We start from the raw sequence: 24,901 nt of genomic DNA on the forward strand, positions 1-24,901 counted from the left end.
GAGGGCGGCTTGCTCGGGAGGACCGTCGCATGGACTCTAGTCCCATGCGGTGCTACGGAACCAACCAAACCCGGAGGCCCGGGGCGGGATGCTACCGGTACCTAGGTTTGGCTGCCCTTAGTTACTCGCGAGTTGGGATGTGTGCTGAAATGTCGTCGGAGGCGAGGTTGCGATGACCGAGACTGGATCCGGGATCGAATGGAAGTTGTTGCGGGACAAGGCAATAGAGATATCAGGTCGGGCCTACGCGCCGTACTCGCGGTTCCCGGTGGGCGCCGCGGCGCTGTGTGACGACGGTCGCATCGTCACCGGAACCAATGTGGAGAATGTCTCATATGGCCTGGGTCTCTGCGCCGAATGCGCTGTGGTCTGCGCCACCGTCTCCGGAGGGGGCGGCCGGCTGCTGGCGCTGGCTGTCGTCGACGCCGACGGGCGGCCGCTGTCGCCCTGCGGCCGCTGCCGCCAACTGCTCTACGAACACGGCGGGCCCGGCATGCTGATCGATACCGCCGCCGGGCCGCGGCCGCTGGCGGAGTTGCTGCCGGACGCCTTCGGGCCCGACGACCTGGAGCGGGTGCGATGACCGATGCGCCGACGGTGATCAGGACCAAGCGCGACGGCGGCCGGCTCGCCGACGCCGAGATCGACTGGGTCGTCGACGCCTACACCCGCGGGGACGTCGGCGACGAGCAGATGGCCGCGCTGCTGATGGCGATCTTCCTGCGCGGCATGGACGCCGCCGAGATCGCCCGCTGGACCGCCGCGATGATCGGCTCGGGCACCCGCTTCGACTTCACCGACCTGCGCCGCGACGGCCGGCCGCTGTCGCTGGTGGACAAGCACTCCACCGGCGGGGTCGGCGACAAGATCACCATCGTGCTGGTCCCGGTGATCGTGGCCTGCGGCGGCGCCGTTCCGCAGGCGTCCGGCCGCGGGCTCGGCCACACCGGGGGCACCCTCGACAAGCTCGAAGCCATCCCCGGGTTCAGCGGCGAGCTGACACTGGACCGGATCCGCGACCAGCTCACCCGCGTCGGTGCGGCCATCTTCGCCGCCGGCGAACTCGCCCCGGCCGACCGCAAGCTGTACGCGCTGCGCGACATCACCGCCACCGTCGACTCGCTGCCGCTGATCGCCTCGTCGATCATGAGCAAGAAACTGGCGGAGGGCACCGGGTCCCTGGTGCTCGACGTCAAGGTCGGCTCCGGGGCGTTCCTGTCCGACCCTGCCGACGCCGCGGCGCTGGCCGCGACGATGGTCGACCTCGGTGCCGGGTACGGCGTGCCGACCCGCGCACTGTTGACCGATATGTCGAATCCGTTGGGGCGCACCGCCGGCAACGCACTGGAGGTCGCCGAATCGCTCGACGTGCTGGCCGGCGGCGGGCCGCCGGACATCGTCGAACTCACCCTGGCGCTGGCCGGCGAGATGCTGACCCTGGCCGGGATCGACGGCCGGGACCCCGCGGACACCCTCGCCGACGGCAGCGCGATGGATGCGTTCCGGGCGATGGTGAGTGCCCAGGGCGGCGACCTGGACGCCGGGCTGCCGACGGCGACCGTCACCGAGACCGTCACCGCGGCAGGCGGCGGGGTGATGGGCGATATCGACGCCCACGCCGTCGGGATGGCGGTCTGGCGCCTGGGTGCCGGGCGCACCGTCGCCGGGCAGCGCGTGCAGGCCGGGGCCGGCATCGAAATCCACCGCCGCCCCGGCGAACCGGTCACCGCCGGGCAACCGCTGTTCACCCTGCACACCGACACCCCCGAGCGGCTGCCCGCGGCGCTGGCCGAACTCGACGGCGCGTGGAGCATCGGGGCCACCCGGCCGCCGGTGCGACCGCTGATCCTCGGGCGGGTGCCGCGGTGAACACTGCGCGAACCGGCGCGCGTTATCCGGCCCGAATCCGGGCGCGTCGCCGATGATGGACCGATGAGCACCGACCTGCTGAACCCGCCGGAACACGCGCTCATCCGCTTGGCGCCGAAGGTGCTGCTGCACGATCACCTCGACGGCGGGCTGCGGCCGTCCACCGTGCTGGAGATCGCCGCGGCCACCGGCTACGACGGGCTGCCCGCCACCAACCCCGACGAACTGGCCGCGTGGTTCCGCACCGCCGCGCACAGCGGATCACTGGTCCGCTACCTGGAACCGTTCGCCCACACCGTCGCCGTCATGCAGACCGCCGACGCGCTGCACCGCGTCGCCTACGAATGCGTGCAGGACCTGGCCGCCGACGCAGTCGTCTACGCCGAGGTCCGATTCGCCCCCGAACTGCACCTGGACGCCGGGCTGAGTCTGGACGAGGTCGTCGAGGCGGTACTCGCCGGATTCGCCGACGGGCAGCGGGACGCGGCAGCCGACGGCACGCCGATCCTGGTGCGCTGCCTGGTCACCGCCATGCGGCACGCCGCACGCTCCCAGGAGATCGCCGAGCTGGCCATCCGGTTCCGCCACCGCGGCGTGGTCGGCTTCGACATCGCCGGCGCGGAGGCCGGATACCCACCCACCCGGCATCTGGACGCCTTCGAATACATGCGGAACCACAACGGACACTTCACCATTCATGCCGGTGAGGCGTTCGGCCTGCCGTCCATCCACGATGCGCTGGCGTTCTGCGGGGCCAACCGGCTCGGCCACGGGGTGCGCATCGTCGACGACATCACCGTCGCGGCCGACGGCAGCTACCACCTCGGCGAGCTCGCGGCGCTGGTGCGCGACAACCGGGTTCCGCTGGAGCTGTGCCCGTCGTCGAACGTGCAGACCGGCGCGGTGCCCAGCATCGCCGAGCATCCCTTCGACCTGCTGGCCCGGCTGCGGTTTCGGGTGACCGTCAACACCGACAACCGGCTGATGAGCGACACCACGATGAGCGACGAGATGATCCGGCTGGTGGACGCATTCGGCTACGGCTGGAGCGACCTGCAGCGCTTCACCATCAACGCGATGAAGTCCGCGTTCCTGCCGTTCGACCAGCGCCTGGAACTGATCGACGACGTCATCAAGCCCCGGTACGCGGTGTTGGCCGGCTGACTCGACGAGCCCGCTCGCTTACTCCCGCCTCAGTCGCGACGCTGTGGTGGTTGTCGTCGACTCCTTCGGCGGGGCTCGCTGCGCTCGCTTACTCCCGCCTCAGTCGCGACTCCACGAACCTCTGGAGGGATTCATACGCCGAGGCGGCGTCGGCGTGGGACACATCGGCGTCGGTGCCGTCGAGCACCTGAGCGACGAAGGCGCCGAAGGGTTTGCCCGCGTCGAGGGCCTTGTCGACGACGTCGTCCTCGGAGTAGTCGCCCACGTCGCGCAGCAACTCGACGACCAGCTCCAGGTGATCGGGGTCGACGGTGTCGTCGGTGATGTCGTCGGTCAGGTCGGTCAGCACGTAGATGTTCTCCTCGGTCACCCGGACATCGAGGGAACCGTCGGTGGCGGCCGTGCGGATGTCGTCGTAGGTGACCAGATCGGACAGATCGTGATCGTGCTCGTCGGCCAGGTAGCGGGCCAGGGCGCGCTCGGAGGGAAACACACTGATCCGGCCGTTGCGGCCCAGGAAGATCGGCCGGTCGTTGAAATAGCAGCGCAGCGTGAACAGGCTGCCGTTGCCGGTCATGATCTGGATCGGATCGATGCCGACGCGCTCCCAGAACTTCTCGTCGCTGCCCAGCACCGCGGTGTCACCGGCCGCCCGGCGGCGCTCCGGAGCGTCGTCGTCGTCGTCGTCGGCGTCCGGCTCGGTGCCCTCGACCAGATCATCGTCCTCGGTGGCCGGCGGATCGGCGTCGAGCTCCTCGGCCGCCGCCGCGGAAAGCTTCTCGTCGACCTCCGGGGTCTCCAGCACCTCCTCTAGCGCCGCCAGCACCTTCTCCCAGCTGCGGGCGATGATGGTGCCCAGGGCATTCCAGCGCTTGCGGCCGGCCCGGCCGGCGAACTCCGACACGCCGTTGTTCAGACTGGTCAGCGACGGGTTGCCGTTGAAGAACTTGGTCACCGCCGGCAGCTCGCACACCGAACCGATGGCCGACACCACCGACAGCGCGGCGGCCAGCTGGGCCACCGACTCCTCCGACGGCTTGCCGGCGGCGAGCTCCTCGACCGCGATCAGATCGAAGTGGTGATCCTCCCCGGGCTTGACCGAGTGCGCGTTCGCACCCCTCAGCGTCTCCCAGGCGGGATGGTCGGTCAGATCGTTCTCGGCGCCGGAGCGCACGAACGCGGCCAGATCGGCGGCGCTGGTGAACGCGTACAGGGCCTCGTCGTGACCCAGAAACGCCTCCCACTCGTCGCCGGCATCACGCCACGGCGGAGCCCAGAGAGTGAACAGGTCGCCGGCGGTCACGCTCAGCCGGATAGGAACGAGGTCAGCTGCCATGCGGCTCAGGATAACGATGCCGCGGCCGGGCCGGTGATCTCGTAGGGTCTGTCGCCATGGATGTCCGCGTCATCGACCACCCGCTGGCCGCCGTCCGGCTGAGCACCCTGCGCGACGAGAACACCGACGACGCGACGTTCCGCGCGGCGCTGGCCGAGCTCGCCACGATGCTGATCTACGAGGCCACCCGCGACCTCGACCGCATCCCCTACCCCCTGACCACCCCGGTCTCGGGCACCGTCGGCCACCGGCTGGCCGCGGCTCCGCTGCTGGTCCCGGTGCTGCGCGCCGGTCTGGGCATGCTGGCCCCGGCACAGGTGCTGCTGCCGCAGTCGCGCACCGGGTTCATCGGCGTCGCCCGCGACGAGCACACCCACGTCGCCCATGAATACCTGGTCTCGCTGCCCGAGGACCTCAGCGGCACCCCGGTGCTGGTGCTCGACCCGATGCTGGCCACCGGCGGGTCGATGACCGACGCGCTGGGGCGATTGGCCGAACGCGGCGCCACCGATGTCACCGCGGTCTGTGTGGTGTGCGCCCCGGAGGGCATTGCCGCGGTGACCGCGATCCAGGAGAACTCGCTGCCCGGGTTGCGGCTGGTCACCGCCGTCATCGACGACGGCCTCAACGACGCCAAGTTCATCGTGCCGGGCCTCGGCGATGCGGGGGACCGCCAGTTCGGGCCCCGCTGAACACCGATCGGGTTACAGCTCGGCGATGACTCCGGCCAGCAGCTCCCCGAGACGTGCGGCCGAGTCCCGGCCGGCGTCGAGCACCTCGGCGTGCGACAGGGGCTCCCCGGTCATCCCCGCCGCCAGGTTCGTCACCAGCGACACCCCGAGCACCTCGGCCCCGGCCGCCCGGGCGGCGATCGTCTCGTGCACCGTCGACATGCCCACCAGATCCGCCCCCAGGATCCGCAGCATCCGGATCTCCGCCGGCGTCTCATAGTGCGGGCCGGGCAGACCTGCGTAGACACCTTCGGCCAGCGCCGGATCGATCCGCCGGGCCAGCTCCCGCAGCCGCGGCGAGTACGCGTCGACCAGATCCACGAACTGCGCACCGACCAGCGGGGACCGCGCCGTCAGGTTCAGGTGGTCGGCGATCAGCACCGGAGCGCCCACTCGGTACTCCGGGCGCAGACCGCCGGCGGCGTTGGTCAGCACCACCGTCCGGGCTCCAGCCGCACAGGCCGCCCGCACCGGGTGCACCACGACCGACAGGTCGTGGCCCTCATAGGCGTGGGTGCGGCCCAGCAGCACCAGCACCCGGTGACCGGCGATGGCCAGTGAACGCAGCTGCCCGCCGTGCCCGGCGGCCGTCGGCGCGGTGAACCCGGGCAGTTCGGCCATGTCGGCGACGACGTCGGCGGGGCCCAGCACGTCGGCGGCCGCCGCCCAGCCCGAGCCCAGCACCACCGCCACGTCGTGACGGGCGAAACCGGTGCGCTCGGCGATGACATTCGCGGCGACCTCGGCCACCGCCAGCGGGTCGGTGCTCATGGCCGGGCAGCTTAATCCCCCTCAAATACGGGGCGGTTCGGCGAGGGTAGGCGGAGATGGCGCGAGCGCAGCGAGTGCCGGCGGAGCCGGACCGACACCGGGACCGCCCCTTTGAGCACGGGGTGGGATACTCGCAGGATGCCGATCGCCGCCGCCGCCCGTGGGCCGGTGGTGCGGTGAGCCTGGCCGACAGCGCCGAGAGCTGGCTGGCGCACAACTTCGACGACGTGGTCGCCTGGCGCCGGCATATCCACGCCCACCCCGAACTCGGCCGCGCCGAAACCGCCACCACCGCGTTCGTCGCCGACAAACTCACCGAGGCGGGCCTGACGCCGCAGCTGCTGCCCGGGGGCACCGGTCTGATCTGCGATATCGGGCCGCAATTTCGGACCCGCATCGCGCTGCGCGCCGACATGGACGCGCTGCCGATGGCCGAGGACACCGGTCTGCCCTTCTCCTCGACGGTGCCCGGCGTGGCGCACGCCTGCGGCCACGACGCGCACACCGCGATCCTGCTGGGCACCGGATTGGCCCTGGCCTCGGTGCCCGACCTGCCGGTCGCGGTGCGGTTGATCTTCCAGCCGGCCGAGGAACTCATGCCCGGCGGCGCTCTGGACGTCGTCGCCTCCGGGGCGCTGGCGGGGGTGTCGCGGATCTTCGCGCTGCACTGCGACCCGCGGCTGGCCGCCGGGAAGGTGGCCATCACCGCCGGCCCGATCACCTCGGCCGCCGACTGGCTGACCGTCACCCTGACCTCGCCCGGCGGGCACACCTCCCGCCCGCACCTGACCGGTGACCTGGTCTACGGACTGGGCACCCTGATCACCGGGCTGCCCGGCGTGCTGTCGCGGCGCATCGACCCGCGCGACTCGACGGTCATGGTGTGGGGTGCGGTCAACGCCGGCCAGGCCGCCAACGCGATCCCGCAGACCGGCAGCCTGTCAGGCACGGTCCGCACCGCCAGCCCGACCGCCTGGGCACACATGGAGGAACTGGTCTCCGAGATCGTCGCCGCGCTACTGGCCCCGCTGAACCTGGAGCACCGCCTGCACTACACCCGCGGGGTGCCCCCGGTGGTCAACGACGAGATCAGCACCCGGATCTTCACCCACGCCATCGAGGCCATCGGCCCCGACGCGCTGGCCGAAACCCGGCAGTCCGGCGGTGGTGAGGACTTCTCCTGGTACCTGGAGGAGATTCCCGGCGCGATGGCCCGACTCGGCGTGTGGAGCGGGGTCGGTCCGCAGCTGGACCTGCACCAGCCGAACTTCGACATCGACGAACGGGCGCTGGGCATCGGCGTGCGGGTGCTGGCGAATCTGGTGGAGCAGTCCGCCGGGTTCGACTGAGCAGTGTAGTTCTGCGAAGTCGAGGCCCGGCGGCATCTACCGGAGCCGGGTTCTAGCTGCTCCCGGGGCCGACGTTCTTGGCGGCGCGGGTGCGAATGTCGTGCACGTAGTCCGCGGGTGCGCCGGCGACCTCGGCGGCGTCGGCCATCACCCCCAGATAGCGGGCCGACGGCAGCCCGCCCTCCCACGCGTCGACCACATACAGCCAGGCCAGCACCGGATCGGTGGTGGTGTCCGAGGACTCCCGATGCACCCGGCAGCGGATCTTCTTGTGAATCCCCAGCTCTGAGCCCTCCCAGCGGTCCAGGCTCTTCTCGTCCTCGGCGGTCACGTCGAACAGCACCACGAACACCTGGGAATTGGGATCCTGCACGACGGTGGCCAGCGCGCCCTCCCAGCCGATGTCCTCGCCGCCGAAGGTCAGCCGCCAGCCGCGCAGCCAGCCGGTACCGGCCATCGGCGAATGCGGTGCCCGCTCCCGCATCTGATCGGGGGACATGTTCGACCCGTAGGCGGCATACAGCGGCACGCTGGTGATCTTAAACGCCGGGGGGCATATCGCGTTGCCGGGCCGGGGCGGCCGATGTTGGTTAAGTTAGGCGCGTGCTTACCCGGATTGTCATCATCGGCGGTGGCCCGGCCGGCTACGAGGCCGCCTTGGTCGCCGCGGCCCGCGGGCCCGAACAGGTGCAGGTCACGGTGGTGGATTCCGACGGCATGGGCGGCGCCTGCGTGCTGTGGGACTGCGTGCCGTCCAAGGCGTTCATCGCCTCCACCGGGGTACGCACCGAACTGCGGCGCGCGGCGGGCCTGGGCTACGACATCGGCATCGAGGACGCCCCGATCACCCTGCCGCAGATCAACCGGCGGGCGTTGACCCTGGCGGTGTCGCAGTCGGTGGACATCGGCACCCAGCTGACCAACGCCGGGGTGACGATCGTGCGCGGCCGCGGCGAACTCGTCGACAGCATCCCCGGGATGGCCCATCACCGGGTGAAGGTCACCACCGCCGAGGGGCAGTCCGGGGTGCTCAAGGCCGACGTGGTGCTGATCGCCACCGGCGCAAGCCCCCGCATCCTGCCCGCCGCGTTGCCCGACGGCGACCGGATCCTGACCTGGCGCCAGCTCTACAGCCTGCGGGACCTGCCCGAGCACCTGGTGATCGTCGGGTCCGGGGTCACCGGCGCGGAATTCTGCAACGCCTACACCGAGCTCGGCGTCGACGTGACCGTGGTGGCCAGCCGTGACCTGATCCTGCCGCACGAGGACGCCGACGCCGCCGCGGCGCTCGAGCAGGTCTTCGCCGAACGCGGGGTGACCCTGGTCAAGAACGGCCGGGCCGACTCGGTGGTCCGCACCGAGTCCGGGGTGCGGGTGACGCTGTCCGACGGCCGGGTGGTCGACGGCAGCCACGCGCTGATGAGCATCGGCTCCACCCCCAACACCGCCGGGCTGGGCCTGGACCGGGTCGGCATCGAGCTGGCGGCCAGCGGACACATCCCCGTGGACCGGGTGTCGCGGACCGTCGCCGCCGGCATCTACGCCGCCGGGGACTGCACCGGGCTGCTGCCGCTGGCCTCGGTCGCCGCCATGCAGGGCCGCATCGCCATGTACCACGCGCTGGGCGAGGGGGTCAGCCCGATTCGGTTGCGCACCGTCGCCACCGCCACCTTCACCCGGCCGGAGATCGCCGCGGTCGGGATCCCGCAGCGTTCCATCGACGACGGGTCGGTGCCCGCGCGGACGATCATGCTGCCGCTGACCACCAACGCCCGCGCCAAGATGAGCCTGCTGCGGCACGGCTTCATCAAGATCTTCTGCCGCCCGGCCACCGGTGTGGTGATCGGCGGGGTGGTGGTGGCCCCGATCGCCTCCGAGTTGATCCTGCCGATCGCACTGGCTGTGCAGAACCGGATCTCGGTGGCCGACCTCGCCCAGACGCTGTCGGTGTACCCGTCGCTGTCCGGGTCGATCATCGAAGCGGCTCGGCGCCTGATGGCGCACGACGATCTGGACTAACCTGTTCGTCGTACCAACAAGTAACAAGGGGTGCGACGGTGACTGACCCGCTTCCGAGCTCGGTGCTCGACCCGGCCCAGCGCAAGCAGAACTGGGACCGGCTGACGGGTGAACAGTTCGACGTCATCGTCATCGGCGGTGGTGTGGTCGGCGCCGGTGCCGCCCTGGATGCCGCCACCCGCGGCCTCAAGGTCGCCCTGGTCGAGGCCCGCGACCTGGCCTCGGGCACCTCCAGCCGCTCCTCGAAGATGTTCCACGGCGGTCTGCGCTACCTGGAGCAACTCGAGTTCGGGCTGGTCCGCGAGGCGCTGCACGAACGCGAACTGTCGCTGACCACGCTGGCGCCGCACCTGGTCAAACCGCTGCCGTTCCTGTTCCCGCTGACCCAGCGCTGGTGGGAACGCCCGTACGTGGCCGCCGGGATCTTCCTCTACGACCAGCTCGGCGGCGCGAAGTCGGTGCCCGCACAGAAGCACCTGTTCCGCGCGGGCGCGCTGCGGCTGGCCCCCGGGCTCAAGCGCAGTTCGCTGGTCGGCGGAATCCGGTATTTCGACACCGTTGTCGACGACGCCCGGCACACCATGACGGTGGCCCGCACCGCTGCGCACTACGGAGCCGTCGTCCGCACCTCCACCCAGGTGATCGGGATGCTGCGGGAAGGCGACCGGGTGGTCGGGGTCCGGGTGCGCGACTCGGAGGACGGTGCGGTCACCGAGGCGCGCGGACACGTCGTCATCAACGCCACCGGGGTGTGGACCGACGAGATTCAGGCCCTGTCGCACCAGCGCGGGCGGTTCCGGGTGCGGGCGTCCAAGGGTGTGCACATCGTGGTGCCGCGGGACCGGATCGTCAGCGAGGTGGCGATCATCCTGCGCACCGAGAAATCCGTGCTGTTCGTCATCCCGTGGGGGACGCACTGGATCATCGGCACCACCGACACCGACTGGAATTTGGACCTGGCGCACCCGGCGGCCACCAAGGCCGATATCGACTACATCCTGGGCCACGTCAACACCGTGCTGGCCACCCCGCTGACCCACGACGACATCGACGGGGTCTACGCCGGGTTGCGGCCGCTGCTGGCCGGGGAGAGCGACGAGACCTCCAAGCTGTCCCGCGAGCATGCGGTGGCGGTGTCGGCGCCCGGCCTGGTGGCCATCGCCGGCGGCAAGTACACCACCTACCGGGTGATGGCCGCCGACGCGATCGACATGGCCGCGCAGTTCGTGCCGACCCGGGTGGCCCCGTCGATCACCGAGAAGGTGCCGCTGCTGGGCGCCGACGGGTACTTCGCCCTGATCAACCAGACCCAGCATGTGGGCGAACCGTTCGGCCTGCACCCCTACCGAGTCCGGCACCTGCTGGACCGGTACGGCGCGCTGATCTCCGATGTGCTGGAGCTGGCGGCCGGCCGCCCGGAGCTGCTGGAGCCGATCACCGAGGCGCCGGTGTACCTCAAGGTGGAGGCCGCCTACGCCGCCGCCGCCGAGGGCGCTCTGCACCTGGAGGACATCCTGGCCCGCCGGATGCGGATCGCCATCGAGTACCCGCACCGCGGAATCGATTGCGCCCGTGAGGTTGCCGAGATCGTCGCTCCGATCCTCGGCTGGACCGACGCCGACGTCGACCGGGAGGTCGCCACCTACCTGGCGCGGGTGGAGGCCGAAGTGCTGTCCCAGACCCAGCCCGACGACGAGTCGGCCGACGCGCTGCGGGTCGCCGCACCGGAGGCCCGCGCGGAGATCCTCGAGCCGGTGCCGCTGCCGAACTCGTGACGCGACGGCGCCGGGTCGCGCCGCTGCCCGACCGCGACGGGGTGTCCGCGGCGCGGGTCCGGCTGCACGGCGGATGTGTGTACGACGAGCTGACCCGACGGTTCGGCGGCGAGGCGGGCGCGAAAGTCCTTTCCGGAGAGGTGCTTTCTTCCGACGGCACGGTGATTGCGGCCGACACCGTGCTGCCGGAGGGGGAGGTCGTCTACCTGTACCGGGAGCTGCCCGACGAGGTCGAGGTGCCGTTCGACCTCCCGGTACTCCACCGCGACGCGGACATCCTGGTGGTGGACAAGCCGCACTTTCTTGCCACCATGCCGCGCGGATCGCACGTCGTGCAGACGGCTCTGGTGCGCCTGCGGCGGGAGTTGGATCTGCCCGAGCTCTCACCCGCGCACCGGCTGGACCGGTTGACCGCGGGGGTGCTGCTGTTCACCGTGCGCCCCGAGATCCGGGGGGTGTATCAGACGCTGTTCGCCCGCGGCGAGGTGCGCAAGGTGTATCTGGCCCGCGCCGGTGTGGATCCGGCGGTGGACTTTCCGCTGACCCTGCGGTCGCGGATCATCAAGGAGCGCAGCCGGTTACAAGCATTCGAAGTGCCGGGGGAGCCCAACGCCGAGACATTCGCGGAGCACCTCGGCGACGGGCTCTACCGGCTGACCCCGCGTACTGGGCAGACCCACCAGCTGCGGGTGCACATGTCCTCGCTGGGTCTGCCGATCCTCGGGGATCCGTTGTACCCGGAGGTGATCGACGTCGCCCCCGACGACTTCTCCACGCCGCTGCAACTTTTGTCGCGCACACTGGAGTTCGACGACCCGCTGACCGGTGAGCGCCGTCGGTTCGTCAGCGGGCGGGTGTTGGACGGGGCCTCGCCGACGTCCGCATAAGTGGCGCGTTCATCGAGATCGACGCCATGGCTGTCCGTGCTCACTGAGATTCACGCCTTGGTTGTTCCGCAGCGTCCCAGGAGCTCGGGCGTCAATCTCGGCGGCGATCCGGTGGACGTGCGAAGCGCCGGCGAGGTGGGCGCACGATCAAATTGAGCGCGAACTGCGCGACGGGTCTGCGGCCGGGGCTCCCTGGATCCCGAAAATCCGCGCGGCATTGCCACCGAGAAACAGGCTCTGAGTCTCCGCATCGAAGTTCATCTCGTCGAGGCGCTCAAGGCAACGGGCGGGGGCCAGCATGGGCCAGTTCGTGCCGAACAGCACCCGGGTGCGGCCACGTCCGCGCATGTACTCGACCAATGCCGTTGGCAGTCGATGCACCGCATAGGCGGAGGTGTCGACATAGAAGTTCGGATACTTGTCGGCGAGTGAAATCACCTCGTTGATCCACGGATAGCCGACGTGGCCGCCGACCACCACCAGATCGGGAAACTCGAGCAGCACGGTGTCGAGGTACGGGATCGGCCGACCAGGTTCGGAAGGACACAATGGTCCGGTGTGACCGATTTGGGTGCAGAAGGGGAGGCCCAGTTCGACGCATTCGGCGTACAGCGGGTAGTACCGCCGATCGTCAGGCGGCAGGTTCCACAGCCAGGGAACGATTCGCAGAGCAACCACGCCCAAATCGGCCGCTCGACGTAGTTCCCTCAGCGCGGCGACGGGTTGTCGTAGATCCACGGCCGCGACGCCGACAAAGCGGTCTGGATGACGGGGCCACAAGCTCTGCGACGTCGTCGTTGGTAATCAACATGCCGTGCGGGCTCGACCACGCGCACATTAAAGCCCGCTCGATGGCGGCGTCATCCATCGCCTTCAACGTGGCGTCTACGGGCAGAGCGCCCAGGCCGTCCTGGCGGGTCCAGCGCAGCAGGGTGGCCAGCCAAGGCTGGTTCATGAACATTTCGTTCGGCTGCTGCGCCCACGCGTCGATAGTCGGTGTCATCTATCGCTCTAGCCGCAGTTCGACCATCGGCAACGGGATGTCGGTGTCGCCGATTGGCTGGCCAAGTGTCTCTTCGACAACATGCCTGAACTGATCCCAGTACCTGGGATGACGTGTCCTGAACGTGTCGAGAGCGCGGTCGGCAGCCGGTTGATCCAGCACCCGGGCAACGGCTGCCGCGGGCCGGTGGCTTTTGACCCACACCCTGGCGTTCGGGTTGGCGCAGATGTTCCGGAACCACTGGGCTTTCGTACCGAATCCCGAAGCTACGACGTAGGTGTCGACGCTCGGGTGGTCGACGACTTCCAGCACCACGTAGCGCAGTTGACCCGTCGTGCGGCCGACGTGCTCGAGCATCAGCATGCGAGAGCCCAGCAGCGCTCCGGCGCGAGCTCGGAAGAGCCAGATCGGGGCGCGGACTAGGCGTCGGTTTCGCAGCAGCCGAGCGCCGAGGTCGCCGATCGCCGTCATGGGTTTCTCCTTTTCCTCTGCGGTTTATCCGCGGACATCCTCTGCGGGTTTATCCGCGGACCCGAGTCCGTCGCTATATATGGTGAATACCTCAGCGGCCCAACGTTTCATACCGTCTGTCGACAACGGGTCGAAGCCCAACACCTCGGTCAGGCGGGGCCGCAGCGTCAGCATCGCCAGGTCGTTGGCCAGCAGGACCGCGGAGCGCACCGCGGTATCCTGGCCGGGGGCGGCCACGCCGGCCTCGACCATCGCGTCCAGTCCGGACCTGCTGATCTCGAAGAGGCGGGCGAACACTGCCGAACCGACCGGGCTGCTGCCGGCCAGCAGTCGGCTCAGGTAGGCGGGCACAGGTGAATCAGACGGCAGGTGGGCGCCCAGGGCCTCAAGCAGGGCGGGCACGGCGGCCGGGCTGACGCCGTCTGGTTGCCGGGTAATCGCTGCGATCACCACTTCCAGAACCGTCACGACGTGATCGTCGACTGCCGCGACCAGGCCGTCTTTTGACCCGTAGTGCCGCACCAGCAGAGCCGGTGACACGGTGGCGGCCGCCGCGATATCACGCATCGTGACGGCGTCCGTTCCCCGTTCGGCGAACAGGCGGAGCGCTTCGTCGCGGATGCGGGCCCGTGCCGTCCGGTCGTCCCCGAGAGGTAAACGCATGTTTACCAATGTAAACATTTGTTTAGTCATCTGCAACTGTGCTGATTGGGGACGGCGCGGTGATCGCGGTGGATACCCTGTTGCCGGAGGGGAGCACGTCTTCCTGTACCGCGATCTGCCCGACGAGGTCGAGGTGCCGGGCGACATCCCGATCATCTACCGCGACGAGAAAATCCTGGTGGTGGACAAACCGCACTTTCTAGCCACCGTGCCCCGCGGATCACACGTCGTGCAGACCGCCGTGGTCCGGTTGCGCCGGGAGCTGTACCTGCCCGAGCTGTCGCCCGCGCACCGGCTGAACCGGTTGACCGCCGGGGTGCTGCTGTTCACCGTCCGCCCGGAGGTTCGCGGGGCGTATCAGACGCTGTTCGCCCGCGGCGAGGTGCGCAAGGTGTATCTGGCCCGCGCCGGGGTGGACTCCTCGCTGGTGTTTCCCTTGACGTTGCGTTCCCGGATCATCAAGGACCGCAGCCGGTTACCGGCTTTTGAAGTTTCCGGCGAGCCCAACACCGAGACGTTCGTGGAGCACCTCGGCGACGGGCTCTACCGGCTGACCCCGCGCACCGGGCGGACCCATCAGCTGCGGGTGCACATGGCGTCGCTGGGCCTGCCGATCCACGGGGATCCGTTGTACCCGGCGGTGACCGACGTGACTCCTGACGACTTCTCCACGCCGCTGCAGCTTCTGGCGCGCACACTGGAGTTTGACGATCCGCTCACCGGTAAATGCCGGCGGTTCCTGAGTCGCCGGAGCTCGGGGGAGGGAATGTCGTCAGCAGGAAAAGGTTGGTGGTCCCGGTGACGCTGGAACGCGTTCGACTGCAGCGCGAGCAGGAAACCATGCTCATGACGCTGTACTTGCATGCCCTGGATGCGCGCTCGCCGTACCCCATCCTGGGGGATCCGTACGCTGGCCCGCTGCTGGAGCGTATCGACTACGACTTCAGTCGCCTGGACAAACTGGCTGGCAACCTACCGGTGATCGTCAGCCGCGCCAAGGCCATTGACGATGTGGTGAAGTCATTTCTCGTCGCTCATCCCGACGCGGTTGTTCTGCATCTGGGCTGCGGGCTGGATAGTCGTGTGCTGCGTATCGATCCCGGGCCGGGGGTGAGGTGGTTCGAACTCGATCAGCAGCCGGTCATGGAGCTACGTCGCAGACTCGTCCCCGAGCGCGACGGCGTGAGCCTGCTGGCGGCGTCGGTGACCGACCCAGGATGGTGGTCGGCGGTGCCCGCCGGCCGTCCGACGCTGGTGGTGGGGGAAGGGCTGCTGATGTATCTGTCACCCAACGGCCTAAGGATGCTGATTGACGCCGCTCTCACGCACCGCGCCGTCGGTACCCAGATGCTCGTTTTCGATACGGTGGCGCCCTGGGTGCGGCGAATCAGTCAGTGGCAAAACAACTTCCGTGATGCAGGAACCAAATTCACTTCCACCACCAACGACCTCGACCTTGTGATCGGCCGGCATAAGGGCGTGGCGCTGGTGGACGAACAGTCTTTGGTGTCGCTGGCGCGAAACGCAACTGGCGGAGCGCTGGGCGCTGTCATCGGCGCTGTCGATGCGTTCGGCCCAGGCCGTCGTGCGATGGTGCTGCGGACCTACGCGGCACCGACCAGCACGTAGCCGGACGGCTCGGGCGTCGCCACTTTTGTCGTCATGAATGACTGATGGTCACCTGTCGGTCGGCTCGACGAACCGAGGTCGCTGGACGTCAAACTGCCGCGTTTGCACAGCTCAGACAGTTGTCGGACCTCGGTTTTATCATGGGTACATGAGTTCGAATGAAGGGTTGCCGACCCCCGAGGAGCCTCCGGGGAACCCGAAGGACGAGCGGCTGCGTGTGCTGTTCGCCCAGCTCGGCGAGCTGTGTGGGCAGCGCAATGCCCTCGACGGGCAGATTGTGGATATCGTCGCCGAGATCGACCACGACGGACTGTGGGGCTCCACCGGCGCGCGGTCGGTGGCCGGGTTGGTGGCTTGGAAAACCGGCAGCACCACCGCGAATGCCGTCGCGATCACCGCCATCGCGCATCGGGTCGATGAGTTCCCCCAGTGCACTCGGGCGCTGCGCGACGGGCAACTGTCGCTCGATCAGGTCGGGGTCATCGCCGCCCACGCCGGCAAAGGCTCTGATGCCCACTATGCCCAACTTGCCTCGGTCGCCACCGTTGCCCAGTTGCGCACCGCCGTGAGACTGGAGCCCCGTCCCGATACCGGACCCAAACCCGGCCCGGCACCGGGGATCAGCAAGATCGGTGGCGACGATGTCGATACCTGGCGGATCCGACTGCCGCATATCGAGTCCGCGAAGTTCGCCGCCGCCCTCGCCTCGCACCGCGACGCCCTGCTCGCGCAGTGGTCTCATGATCATCCGGGGCATGATCCGCACGACCACGAGGGGCATCGCCACCGCACCCCGGCTCACGGTGAACACGACGGTGATCGGCCGCCGGCCCTGCCCGACAGCCACGCACCGGTGCCGACCACCCTGGATGCGTTCCTGCGGCTGATCCAGAACAGTTGGGACGCCGAATCCACCGCCCGCCCGCATGGCCAGCACACCACCGTCGTCGTCCACCTCGACGCAGACGCCAAGATCGCCAACTTGCACTTGGGTCCGCTGCTTTCGGATGCCGATCGCCAATACCTGACCTGCGAGGCAACCTGTGAGGTGTGGTTTCACCGCGACGGCACCCTCATCGGCGCCGGACACCGCACCCGCACCGTCAACCGCCGGCTGCGCCGCGCCCTGGAACACCGCGACCGCACTTGCGTGGTGCCCGGCTGCGGCGCTACCCGGGGCCTGCACGCACATCATCTGATCCACTGGGAAAGCGGCGGCCCCACCGAACTGTGGAACCTGGTACTCGTGTGCCCCTACCACCACCGGCTGCACCACAAAGGCGTAATCACCATCACCGGCCCCGCCGACCGCCTCAAAGTCACCGACGCCGACGGCGAAGAACTACTCCCGGGATCGCTGGCCCACCCGCCCCAGAACCCGCCCCCGGCCGTCGCACACTACCCCGGGCCGACCGGCGAACGTGCTAACTGGTGGTGGTACAACCCATTCCAACCTCAGCCGCCACCGGCGGCCTGACCGAAGTGGGTTCCAAGCCAGTCCGTATCTCGGAGGTTGGCTCCAGATCTCAGGGATTGGCCCCCGTAGAACCGTCGTCCCGATGCCCCTGCATCCCATCACCATCCGATGTCAGTAAATGGCTTTCGCGGGCCACTTGGTCAGCGCGCCCAATGAAACGGAGAATGGCTTCGTCTACTTCAGGGGCGAACTCTGCGGCCACGGAATGCGACGCAGCCGGCCATATTTCGACCTCGCCGGCCATCAGGTGTTGACGCGCGCGGGTCGCTGCCCCGTGCGCGTCGTGATACCTGCTGCGCCCGCTGAGGATCACAAGTGTCGGGACAGTCACGGATTTGAGCTCGGCGTCACTTGGGCAGCTGGGTGCAGGACTCGAGCCCAGTCCCCGAAATTCGTGAGCGCCGGCCACGATCAGGTCGACGATCGCATGCATGGGGTTATCCTCCGGGGGGGTTCCCGAGTGCCCACGCCATAGCCCGGCGGGCCAGCCTCGTGGGCGTGACCGGGAGCAGCGCGACGAGGGTGAGTTTGAATTTTGTTCTGGGCCGGGCAAGTACATTCGCCGGTTCGATCAGCACACTCGTGGCGATACGTCCGGGTTTGTGAGCGCTCTGATTGAAAGCCAGCCAGCCGCCGTAGGAGCAGCCCGCGAGGTGCACGTGCCGAAGGTCGAGAGCGGTCAGGACATCATCGAGCCAGATTGCGCAGTCGTCCGGTGTCTGCAGGGGGCGTGTCTGCACGCTTGCCCCGGGTTGGCCGATCGTGTCGATGCAGTACACCGAGTGACGTGCCGCCAACTCTGCGACGTTGGGGGCCCACATCGCAGATGTCGCCCAGAATGCCGGCAGCAACACGATGGGCGCCGCGCGTTCGTGCCCGTGTTCATACACCCTGGTTGTTCCGAAACGCGTCGCTACGTCGTGGCTTCGGCGGGGAGTGGGACTCGCCGCCATCGCGGCCCGATACGCAGCGAAGTACGCCTCTTTGGATCCGGTATCGGGAAACGCGGCGATCCGCCCACGGTGCGCCACGGTATTCCCCGGCCTCGATGGGCTGCGCTACAACAGCCGGTTCGCCGGCGGCATGTGCCAAGGTGGAAGGATGAAACGGTCGTCTCGGGTCGCGTTCCTGGTTGCCGTGCTGCTTGCCGCAGTGCTGTGGCCTGCCAATATCGAATCGGCGCATGCGGCCGAGGCGGAGCCGGTCGGGGACGTCATCTCCATCGGCAGTCCGGACGCGCCGCAGCACGTCGAGCTGTATCTCGATCCGTTGTGCCCGTACAGCGGGCAGATGGTTCGCGGGCAGGGGGCGGCCATCGGTCAGCGCATTGAATCCGGCCGACTCCGGGTCGACCTACGCCTTGTCGCCTTCCTCGACAAGTACTCGGCCAGTACCGACTACGACCGGCGCGCGATCGACGCGGCCTTCACAGTCGCCGACCAATCACGCACCAGCGCCACCATCTGGGGGTTCATCGAGCAGATCTATGCCGCCGATCAGCAGCCCAAAGAGGGTGGCGCAACGGATCTGACCAATGACCAGCTCGCCACACTGGCCGATCGCGTCGGCGCACCACAGTCCGCACAGGACATGATCAGGGATGGGTCGCCGTCGTCATTCGACCCCGGCGCGATCGCCGCGCACAATCTCGATTTGCTCAAGCAGTTTCCGGAACCCGGTGTGCCGCTGGTGGTTATCGCCGGCAAGCCGCTCGACGGCAACTCCGATTGGCTGACCGGACTCGGGTGATTCAGCGCTTCAGCGCTGACAGGATCCGCACCAGAAGGCGATTCGCCGGCCGACGGTGGCGGTCAGGATCGCGGTGCCGCAGCGGCGGCACGGCAGCCCGGCGCGGCCGTACACCCACAGTTCCCGGCCGCGGTGAGTATCGCCGGTGGTGACCCGGATCGAGCGGGACAGGTTGGCCGACAACATCTGCCGGGCCCGGGCTACCAACCGTGCAAGATCGGGCACGGCCGAGACCGGGGAATCCGGGGCGATGCCGGTGACGAAACACAGCTCGTTGGCGTACACGTTGCCGATCCCGGCGAGATTGCGTTGATCGAGCAGCGCGACGGCCAGTGGCCGGTCCGGGTCGGTGAGCAGGTTGGTGACGGCGAGCTCGGCGTCCCAGTCCGCACCGAGCAGGTCCGGGCCCAGATGCGCGACGGACTCCATGTCCTGCCCGCGATCCAGCACCTCCAGCAGTCCCAGGTCGATACCGGTGGCGCGGGTGTCGGCGGTGGCCAGCACCGCCCGGATCCGGTGCGGCGCCACCCGCGCGGCGCCCAGGCGCCACGCGCCCTCCATCGACAGGTGTGAGTGGATGCTCGCGCCGCCGACCCGGATGAACAGGTGCTTGCCGCGGGCGATCACCTCCTCGACGGTGCCGCCGGTCAGGTCCACGGTCGCGAAACTCGGCACCCGGATATCGCAGCGGGTCAATGTCTTTCCGGCCAGCGCCCGATCCAGGGCGGTGGCGGTGCGCCGCACGGTGTCCCCTTCGGGCACGGTTCAGCCCCGCAGCCGCAGGCCGCGCGGGGTGCGGGCGAATCCGGCGTCGACCAGTGCCGCCGCACTCGCATCGCGGTGGGCGTCCAGCGCCGGGACACCGTCGATGCGCTCCACCAGCAGGGGACTAACCCGGCCGTCGCGCACCGACGCCACCAGTGCCTCCGCGGCGACGGTCAACGCCGCGGGTCCGGCGCCGAAACTCAGCAGCGACTTGCCGCCGCGCTCCAGGAACCACACCAGCTCCCCGTCGACGAGCACCACCAGCGCCCCGGCGCGACGGCCCGGCCGGTGGCCGGATTCCCCGTCGGCACCCGGACGGGACGGCCAGCCCAGCGCCGCGCCGTAGGCATTGGCCGGATCTGCCGCCGCCAGCACCAGCCCCACCGGCGGGTCCGCTCGGGCCTCCAGCGGATCGGCGAAGCTGCGCAGCCGGTCGACGGTGGCCGACGACGAGAACTGCGCGCCGCCGAGAGACTCCACGAAGTAACCGCGCTGGCAGCGGCCGGCCTCCTCCAGGGCCGTCAGCACCTTGTATGCCATGGCGAATCCGCCCGGAATGTCCTCGGCGGCAACCGCTCCGCGGGTCAGCACCCCGTGGCGGGCCAACAGCAGATCGGCCTGCATCGATGCGCGCACGGTGGCGTCGGCCTCCGGCTCGGGCAGCAGGGACCAGCGCCCGGCCACCGTCGGATCGACCGGACGGTTGTGCGGGCCGGCGAGCCCGAATCGGCCGGGCCGCGGCGGGCGGCGGTACCCGGCCGGTTGGCTCGCAGTGGTGCGGGGCTTGCGGCCGGGGCCGGCCAGGTGCGCGCGGACCGGGGCGAAGGTGTCCCCGGTGACCCGGCCCGACCAGATCAGCTGCCAGAGTGCTTCTTTGGTGTCCGCCGCCGTCATACCCGCGTGCAGTTGCCGGAAGAAATAGCCGCCGCCACCGGAGAGCGTCGCCAGGATCTCCCGGTGGGCCGGGCCGAGTTCGATCTCGGCGGGTGCGGCCAGGGTCACCGGCGCGGTGTCGGCCAGATGGAAGACCACCCAGCCGTCGTTGCCGGGCAGCGCACCGGCGCCCGACCACAGCACCTCCCCGGATGCCAGCAACTCGTCGAGCATGCCCGGGGTGTAGTCGGTCACCCGCGAGGCCAGGATCAGCGGCTCGACGGCCGAAGCCGGTAGCGCCACCCCGGATAGCTGCTCGATCACCGACATCAGCCCGTCGACACCCGAGGTCGCCCCCACCTGCTGCCAGGCGGGCAGGAACCGGGCGTAGGCGGCGGTGGAGACCGGTTCGATCTGGGCCCGCAGCGCGGCCAGCGAGCGCCGGCGCAGGACTCGCAGCACCCCGGCGTCGCACCACTGCTCGGCACCCGGGGAATCGGTCGGTGCATCGGTGAACTCGCCGCGCACCAGCTTGCCGTCGACGGCCAGCCGGGACAGCACGTCGGCGGCCACCCGCAGCCCGAGTCCGAACCGGGCGGCGGCCTCGGCGGTGCAGAACGGGCCGCGGGTGCGGGCGAAGCGGCCCAGCAGCTCGCCGAGCGGATCGGCGACCGGGTCGGTGAAACCGGCCGGCACACCGGGCGGGACGGCCACCCCGACGCCGTCGCGCAGCCGGCCGATGTCCTCGATCGCCGTCCACCACCGGGTACCGGCGTAGTTCACCGCCAGAATGCGCCGGGCGCTCTGCAGTTCGTCGAGCCAATCCCTGGGGTCTGTCTCGCAGCGGGCCTCGATCTCGTCGGTGGTGAGCGGGCCGAGTACCCGCAGCAGGTCCGCGACTCCCTCGGCGTCGCGGCCGGCGCGCTCCGGTGTCAGGTGCTGCAGGGCGGCGCCGGTGGCGGCGATGACGTCGGCATCGAGCAGTTCCCGTAGCTCCACCCGGCCGAGCAACTCGGCCAGCAGCGTGGTGTCCAGCGCCAGGGCCGCCGCCCGCCGTTCGGCGAGCGGACTGTCGCCCTCGTACATGAACGCCCCGACATAGCCGAACAGCAGCGCCGCGGCGAACGGCGACGGGCTTTCCGTGCCGACCTCGGCGACCCGAACGCGGCGGGTGGCGATGCCGCGCATCAGTTCGACGAGGGCGGGCACGTCGTAGACGTCCTGCAGACATTCGCGCACGGTCTCCAGCACGATGGGGAAATCCGGGTAGCGCCGTGCCACGTCGAGCAACTGCGCGGCGCGCTGGCGCTGATACCACAGCGGCGACCGCTTGCCCGGACTGCGCCGGGGCAGTAGCAGCGCGCGGGCCGCGCATTCCCGGAACCGGGCGGCGAACAGCGCCGATCCGCCGACCTCAGCGGTCACCAGGGACTCGATCTCGTCGGCATCGAAGAGGAAAAGCTCTGCGCCGGGCGGGTTTTCCTGCGCGGTGTCGGGCAGCCGGACGATGATGCCGTCGTCGGAGGCCGTCGGCTTCTCGTCGATGCCGTACTGCTCGACGATCCGTCGGCCGACGGCCAGGGCGAGCGGACCGTGCACCCCCAGGCCGTAGGGGGAGTGCAGGATGATTCGCCAGTCGCCGAGCTCGTCGCGGAACCGCTCGATTACCAGGGTGCGGTCGCCGGGCACCAGTCCGGTGGCCGCGCGCTGCTCATCGAGCAGCCGACGGAGGTTTTCGGCCGCGTAGGCGTCGAAACCCAGTGCCGCGCACCGGGCGGCGAAATCCTCGTCGTCGAGAGCGGACATCTCGGTGACGAACGCGCCGATCGCGGCACCGAGTTCGGCGGGCCGACCGACGTTGTCGCCCCGCCAGAACGGCAGCCGTGCAGGTTCCCCGGGGGCGGGTACCACCAGCACCCGGTCGTGGGTGATCTCGGTGATCCGCCAGCTGGTGGCGCCCAGCGAGATGACATCGCCGGGCCGGGACTCGTAGACCATCTCCTCATCGAGTTCGCCGACCCGGGAAGGCGTTTCACGTTCGGCCGAGGTGGCCAGGTACACCGTGAACAGGCCGCGATCGGGGATCGCGCCACCGGAGGTGACCGCCAGCCGCTGCGCTCCGGGCCGCCCGGTCAGCCTCCCGGCGTCGCGATCGTAGACGATGCGGGGCCGCAGCTCGGCGAATTCGGTGGACGGGTACTTGCCGCTGAGCAGATTCAGGGTGGCCTCGAAGGCGCTGCGCGGCAACGCCGCAAACGGTGCGCTGCGCCGCACGGTGTCGAACCAGTCGTCGGCGTCGATCGGTTCCAGCGCGCAGGCGGCGACGGTGTGCTGGGCGAGTACGTCCAGCGGGTTGGCCGGTACGTTCAGGGTCTCGATGGCGCCGGCGCGCATCCGCTGCACGGTGACCGCGCAGCCGATCAGGTCGTTGCGGAACTTGGGGAACAGGATGCCGCGGCTGATCTCGCCGACCTGGTGCCCGGCGCGGCCGATGCGTTGCAGGCCGCTGGCCACCGACGGCGGGGACTCCACCTGGATCACCAGATCGACGGTGCCCATGTCGATGCCGAGTTCCAGGCTGGAGGTGGCGACGACGGCGCGCAGGCTGCCGCGCTTGAGTGCCTCCTCGACCTCGGCGCGGGTCTCCTTGGACACCGACCCGTGGTGGGTGCGGGCCAGTACCGGTTCGGCGCCGTAGGTCTGGCCGCTGCCCAGGATCTGGGCCGGCGCGCCGCCGGGGACCGTCGGGTTGTAACCGCCCAACTCCACACCGCCGGTCCGCTCGGCGTGGATCTCGTTGATCCGGGCGGTGAGTCGCTCGGCCAGCCGCCGGGAGTTGGCGAAGACAATGCACGAGTTGTGCGACTCGATCAGGTCGACCATGCGCTGCTCGACGTCGGGCCAGATGGAGCCGCCTTCGAGATCTGTCATGTCGGGCACCGGGACGACGACGTCGAGGTCGAAGGTCTTGGCCGCCGGGGGAGCCACGATGCGGGCGGGCCGGGACCCGGCCAGGAACCGGGCCACCTCCTCGGGCGGTCGCACGGTGGCCGACAGCCCGATCCGTTGCGCCGGGTGCGCCAGCATCGCGTCCAGCCGTTCCAGCGACAGCGCCAGGTGCGAACCGCGCTTGGTGCCGGCGACGGCGTGCACCTCGTCGACGATGACGGTGGTGACCCCGGCGAGGGTGGCCCGGGCCGCCGAGGTCAGCATCAAAAACAGCGACTCCGGCGTGGTGATCAGGATGTCGGGCGGCCGGGTGATCAGTTCTCGTCGCCGCTGCGGCGGGGTATCGCCCGAGCGCACCCCGACGGTGATCTCCGGAGCCGGCAGTCCGTATCGCGCCGCGGTGCGGGCGATGCCGGCCAGCGGCGTGCGCAGGTTGCGCTCGACGTCGACGGCCAGGGCCTTGAGCGGCGAGATGTAGAGCACCCGGGTGCGCGGCTCCCCGGGCGCGGGTATGGGTTGCACCGACAGCGCGTCGATGGCCCACAGGAACGCCGCCAGCGTCTTACCTGAGCCGGTTGGCGCGATGACCAGCGTGTTCTCGCCGTCGGCGATGGACTCCCAGGCCTGTGCCTGCGCCGCGGTCGGCGCCGGGAACGTCCCGGTGAACCATTCTCGGGTCAGCGGGGAGAACCGCGCCAACGGGTCGGGAGAGCCGGTCATCCCAGGATGGCTATTCCTGCGTCGGCGCCTTGGGCGCGGTCTTGGCGGGTGCTTTCTTGGCTGCCGTCTTCTTTGCCGGAGCCTTCTTTGCCGGAGCCTTCTTGGCGGGCGTCGTCGCGGCGGCCTTGGTGGGCGCGGGCTTGGTCCGGGCGGCCTGCACCTGCTCCAGCAGTTCCTCGACCTGCTCCTCGGCGTGCTGGGCCTCGGCCTCGGCGGCCTCGACCCGATTGGCCAGGGTCCGGGTGGTCACCAGGTGCCCGACGCCGACGGCGACCGCCACCGGCCAGTCGATGACCTCGAAAACGGCCAGCGCCCCCAGGGCGCCGTAGAACGCGAGCTGCTTGGGGGAGGGCACCGCCACCCGTCCGACCAGCGGAAGCTGAATGGAGAACCGCTCGGCCTGCTGCACCAGCTTGCTGATGTCGCGATGCTCGTCGACAAACGATCGCGTCGAGTCCAACATGTTTATCTCCGTTCAGTCACGTAGTACTGACTTTTTACCGTCTCTTCGGTTAGGCTGCCCTGATGAGCGAGCTCGCGGGGGCGATGAGCCCGGACACCCTGCTTTCCACCGGCGTGCGACTGCTCACTCCGCCGATCCGTGAGCTGTACGCACTGCTGGTCCGCGCGGGCGTCCTCGTCATCGACGACTGAACCCGACAGTCACACCTGCCGCGCGCCACGGTAGTGCCGGCCCACGC

The 24,901-nt window shown here is 69.5% G+C and carries 22 protein-coding genes and 2 pseudogenes; 13 read left to right on the top strand and 11 right to left on the bottom strand.

Translation table 11 applies throughout. The features are described from left to right. The first annotated feature begins 172 nt into the window (after positions 1 to 172). The 3 genes from G6N16_RS07615 to G6N16_RS07625 all read left to right on the top strand — a co-directional run bounded on the left by G6N16_RS07615 (position 173) and on the right by G6N16_RS07625 (position 3,033). A complete protein-coding gene (locus G6N16_RS07615) occupies positions 173 to 583 on the top strand; it encodes a cytidine deaminase (RefSeq protein WP_083031090.1) in 411 nt (136 codons plus the stop codon). Then, positions 580 to 1,869: a thymidine phosphorylase gene (locus tag G6N16_RS07620; RefSeq protein WP_083031089.1), complete on the top strand. Its 1,290-nt coding sequence runs from the start codon at positions 580 to 582 to the stop codon at positions 1,867 to 1,869. Before G6N16_RS07615 ends, G6N16_RS07620 begins: the two co-directional genes overlap by 4 nt. A gap of 63 nt (positions 1,870 to 1,932) precedes the next feature. Continuing rightward, positions 1,933 to 3,033, top strand: coding sequence for an adenosine deaminase (locus G6N16_RS07625; RefSeq protein WP_083031087.1), 1,101 nt, complete (start codon positions 1,933 to 1,935; stop codon positions 3,031 to 3,033). Between the two features lie 88 nt (positions 3,034 to 3,121). On the opposite strand, the gene G6N16_RS07630 is transcribed toward G6N16_RS07625, so the two are convergent. After that, positions 3,122 to 4,369 (bottom strand): SatS C-terminal domain-containing protein, encoded by a 1,248-nt coding sequence (locus G6N16_RS07630; protein WP_083031086.1) that lies wholly within the window; start codon positions 4,367 to 4,369, stop codon positions 3,122 to 3,124. A 56-nt stretch (positions 4,370 to 4,425) separates the two neighbouring features. Between G6N16_RS07630 and upp the strand changes: the two genes are divergently transcribed. Then, positions 4,426 to 5,061: a uracil phosphoribosyltransferase gene (gene upp, locus G6N16_RS07635; protein ID WP_083031084.1), complete on the top strand. Its 636-nt coding sequence runs from the start codon at positions 4,426 to 4,428 to the stop codon at positions 5,059 to 5,061. 12 nt (positions 5,062 to 5,073) lie between these two features. Here upp and G6N16_RS07640 read toward each other — a convergent pair whose 3' ends face one another. Beyond that, on the bottom strand, positions 5,074 to 5,871 hold the full coding sequence (locus tag G6N16_RS07640) for a purine-nucleoside phosphorylase (RefSeq protein ID WP_083031083.1): 798 nt from the start codon (positions 5,869 to 5,871) through the stop codon (positions 5,074 to 5,076). A 176-nt stretch (positions 5,872 to 6,047) separates the two neighbouring features. Between G6N16_RS07640 and G6N16_RS07645 the strand changes: the two genes are divergently transcribed. Then, positions 6,048 to 7,220 (top strand): M20 family metallopeptidase, encoded by a 1,173-nt coding sequence (locus G6N16_RS07645; protein WP_083031141.1) that lies wholly within the window; start codon positions 6,048 to 6,050, stop codon positions 7,218 to 7,220. Positions 7,221 to 7,272: 52 nt separating this feature from the next. Here G6N16_RS07645 and G6N16_RS07650 read toward each other — a convergent pair whose 3' ends face one another. Beyond that, complete coding sequence (locus G6N16_RS07650; RefSeq protein WP_083031081.1) at positions 7,273 to 7,749, bottom strand: gamma-glutamylcyclotransferase family protein; 477 nt, start codon at positions 7,747 to 7,749, stop codon at positions 7,273 to 7,275. A 74-nt stretch (positions 7,750 to 7,823) separates the two neighbouring features. Between G6N16_RS07650 and G6N16_RS07655 the strand changes: the two genes are divergently transcribed. The 3 genes from G6N16_RS07655 to G6N16_RS07665 are packed head-to-tail and all read left to right on the top strand — an operon-like array spanning position 7,824 to position 11,901. After that, positions 7,824 to 9,239 (top strand): NAD(P)H-quinone dehydrogenase, encoded by a 1,416-nt coding sequence (locus tag G6N16_RS07655; RefSeq protein ID WP_083031080.1) that lies wholly within the window; start codon positions 7,824 to 7,826, stop codon positions 9,237 to 9,239. Between the two features lie 38 nt (positions 9,240 to 9,277). Then, complete coding sequence (locus G6N16_RS07660) at positions 9,278 to 11,014, top strand: glycerol-3-phosphate dehydrogenase/oxidase (RefSeq protein WP_083031078.1); 1,737 nt, start codon at positions 9,278 to 9,280, stop codon at positions 11,012 to 11,014. After that, positions 11,011 to 11,901, top strand: a complete 891-nt coding sequence (locus G6N16_RS07665) for a pseudouridine synthase (RefSeq protein ID WP_083031077.1) — start codon at positions 11,011 to 11,013, stop codon at positions 11,899 to 11,901. The genes G6N16_RS07660 and G6N16_RS07665 overlap by 4 nt, the downstream gene beginning before the upstream one ends. A 147-nt stretch (positions 11,902 to 12,048) precedes the next feature. On the opposite strand, the pseudogene G6N16_RS07670 reads toward G6N16_RS07665, so the two are convergent. The 3 genes and pseudogenes from G6N16_RS07670 to G6N16_RS07680 form a co-directional block, all read right to left on the bottom strand. Further along, a pseudogene (locus G6N16_RS07670) lies at positions 12,049 to 12,904 on the bottom strand (amidohydrolase family protein). After that, on the bottom strand, positions 12,905 to 13,375 hold the full coding sequence (locus tag G6N16_RS07675) for a nitroreductase family deazaflavin-dependent oxidoreductase (protein WP_083031075.1): 471 nt from the start codon (positions 13,373 to 13,375) through the stop codon (positions 12,905 to 12,907). It lies immediately after the preceding pseudogene. A 24-nt stretch (positions 13,376 to 13,399) separates the two neighbouring features. Next, positions 13,400 to 14,038 carry a TetR/AcrR family transcriptional regulator gene (locus tag G6N16_RS07680; RefSeq protein ID WP_083031074.1) on the bottom strand — a complete coding sequence of 213 codons (639 nt, stop codon included), beginning with the start codon at positions 14,036 to 14,038 and terminating at the stop codon, positions 13,400 to 13,402. Between the two features lie 38 nt (positions 14,039 to 14,076). Between G6N16_RS07680 and G6N16_RS07685 the strand changes: the two are divergent. The 3 genes and pseudogenes from G6N16_RS07685 to G6N16_RS07695 all read left to right on the top strand — a co-directional run. Beyond that, a pseudogene (locus G6N16_RS07685) lies at positions 14,077 to 14,840 on the top strand (pseudouridine synthase); the annotation flags it as partial. After that, positions 14,837 to 15,667, top strand: coding sequence for a class I SAM-dependent methyltransferase (locus G6N16_RS07690; protein ID WP_163787819.1), 831 nt, complete (start codon positions 14,837 to 14,839; stop codon positions 15,665 to 15,667). The pseudogene G6N16_RS07685 and the gene G6N16_RS07690, both read left to right, overlap by 4 nt. A gap of 148 nt (positions 15,668 to 15,815) precedes the next feature. Beyond that, entirely contained in the window at positions 15,816 to 17,144 is a 1,329-nt protein-coding gene (locus G6N16_RS07695; RefSeq protein ID WP_163787820.1) for an HNH endonuclease signature motif containing protein, read from the top strand. Between the two features lie 49 nt (positions 17,145 to 17,193). On the opposite strand, the gene G6N16_RS07700 is transcribed toward G6N16_RS07695, so the two are convergent. Both G6N16_RS07700 and G6N16_RS22100 read right to left on the bottom strand, forming a co-directional pair. Further along, on the bottom strand, positions 17,194 to 17,577 hold the full coding sequence (locus G6N16_RS07700; RefSeq protein WP_133052983.1) for an alpha/beta fold hydrolase: 384 nt from the start codon (positions 17,575 to 17,577) through the stop codon (positions 17,194 to 17,196). A gap of 4 nt (positions 17,578 to 17,581) precedes the next feature. Continuing rightward, positions 17,582 to 18,097: an alpha/beta fold hydrolase gene (locus G6N16_RS22100; RefSeq protein WP_133052984.1), complete on the bottom strand. Its 516-nt coding sequence runs from the start codon at positions 18,095 to 18,097 to the stop codon at positions 17,582 to 17,584. Between the two features lie 130 nt (positions 18,098 to 18,227). Between G6N16_RS22100 and G6N16_RS07710 the strand changes: the two genes are divergently transcribed. Then, positions 18,228 to 18,893 carry a DsbA family protein gene (locus G6N16_RS07710; protein WP_407663683.1) on the top strand — a complete coding sequence of 222 codons (666 nt, stop codon included), beginning with the start codon at positions 18,228 to 18,230 and terminating at the stop codon, positions 18,891 to 18,893. A gap of 9 nt (positions 18,894 to 18,902) precedes the next feature. Here the strand turns inward: G6N16_RS07710 and nei2 are convergent, their stop codons facing one another. From nei2 to G6N16_RS07725, 3 genes are read right to left on the bottom strand one after another with little or no spacing between them, the layout of a single operon-like run. After that, on the bottom strand, positions 18,903 to 19,655 hold the full coding sequence (gene nei2, locus G6N16_RS07715) for an endonuclease VIII Nei2 (protein WP_083032854.1): 753 nt from the start codon (positions 19,653 to 19,655) through the stop codon (positions 18,903 to 18,905). Positions 19,656 to 19,658: 3 nt separating this feature from the next. Continuing rightward, positions 19,659 to 24,200, bottom strand: a complete 4,542-nt coding sequence (locus G6N16_RS07720) for an ATP-dependent helicase (protein WP_083032855.1) — start codon at positions 24,198 to 24,200, stop codon at positions 19,659 to 19,661. A gap of 10 nt (positions 24,201 to 24,210) precedes the next feature. After that, positions 24,211 to 24,663: a hypothetical protein gene (locus tag G6N16_RS07725; protein ID WP_083032857.1), complete on the bottom strand. Its 453-nt coding sequence runs from the start codon at positions 24,661 to 24,663 to the stop codon at positions 24,211 to 24,213. Positions 24,664 to 24,725: 62 nt separating this feature from the next. Between G6N16_RS07725 and G6N16_RS21945 the strand changes: the two genes are divergently transcribed. After that, positions 24,726 to 24,854, top strand: a complete 129-nt coding sequence (locus tag G6N16_RS21945) for an Rv1535 domain-containing protein (RefSeq protein WP_237671819.1) — start codon at positions 24,726 to 24,728, stop codon at positions 24,852 to 24,854. The last annotated feature ends 47 nt before the right edge of the window (positions 24,855 to 24,901 follow it).

The sequence above is a fragment of the Mycolicibacterium insubricum genome, assembly GCF_010731615.1.
Classification (GTDB): Bacteria; Actinomycetota; Actinomycetes; order Mycobacteriales; family Mycobacteriaceae; genus Mycobacterium; species Mycobacterium insubricum.

Bases quoted from the DNA above. Each gene is read 5' to 3' on its own strand.
- G6N16_RS07640 (WP_083031083.1), bottom strand. From the start codon at position 5,871: ATGAGCACCGACCCGCTGGCGGTGGCCGAGGTCGCCGCGAATGTCATC.
- G6N16_RS07720 (WP_083032855.1), bottom strand. From the start codon at position 24,200: ATGACCGGCTCTCCCGACCCGTTGGCGCGGTTCTCCCCGCTGACCCGA.
- G6N16_RS07625 (WP_083031087.1), top strand. From the start codon at position 1,933: ATGAGCACCGACCTGCTGAACCCGCCGGAACACGCGCTCATCCGCTTG.
- G6N16_RS07725 (WP_083032857.1), bottom strand. From the start codon at position 24,663: ATGTTGGACTCGACGCGATCGTTTGTCGACGAGCATCGCGACATCAGC.
- G6N16_RS07620 (WP_083031089.1), top strand. From the start codon at position 580: ATGACCGATGCGCCGACGGTGATCAGGACCAAGCGCGACGGCGGCCGG.
- G6N16_RS07695 (WP_163787820.1), top strand. From the start codon at position 15,816: ATGAGTTCGAATGAAGGGTTGCCGACCCCCGAGGAGCCTCCGGGGAAC.
- upp (WP_083031084.1), top strand. From the start codon at position 4,426: ATGGATGTCCGCGTCATCGACCACCCGCTGGCCGCCGTCCGGCTGAGC.
- G6N16_RS07710 (WP_407663683.1), top strand. From the start codon at position 18,228: ATGTGCCAAGGTGGAAGGATGAAACGGTCGTCTCGGGTCGCGTTCCTG.
- G6N16_RS07615 (WP_083031090.1), top strand. From the start codon at position 173: ATGACCGAGACTGGATCCGGGATCGAATGGAAGTTGTTGCGGGACAAG.
- G6N16_RS07630 (WP_083031086.1), bottom strand. From the start codon at position 4,369: ATGGCAGCTGACCTCGTTCCTATCCGGCTGAGCGTGACCGCCGGCGAC.
- G6N16_RS07680 (WP_083031074.1), bottom strand. From the start codon at position 14,038: ATGCGTTTACCTCTCGGGGACGACCGGACGGCACGGGCCCGCATCCGC.
- G6N16_RS07700 (WP_133052983.1), bottom strand. From the start codon at position 17,577: ATGCATGCGATCGTCGACCTGATCGTGGCCGGCGCTCACGAATTTCGG.
- G6N16_RS07675 (WP_083031075.1), bottom strand. From the start codon at position 13,375: ATGACGGCGATCGGCGACCTCGGCGCTCGGCTGCTGCGAAACCGACGC.
- G6N16_RS21945 (WP_237671819.1), top strand. From the start codon at position 24,726: ATGAGCGAGCTCGCGGGGGCGATGAGCCCGGACACCCTGCTTTCCACC.
- G6N16_RS22100 (WP_133052984.1), bottom strand. From the start codon at position 18,097: ATGGCGGCGAGTCCCACTCCCCGCCGAAGCCACGACGTAGCGACGCGT.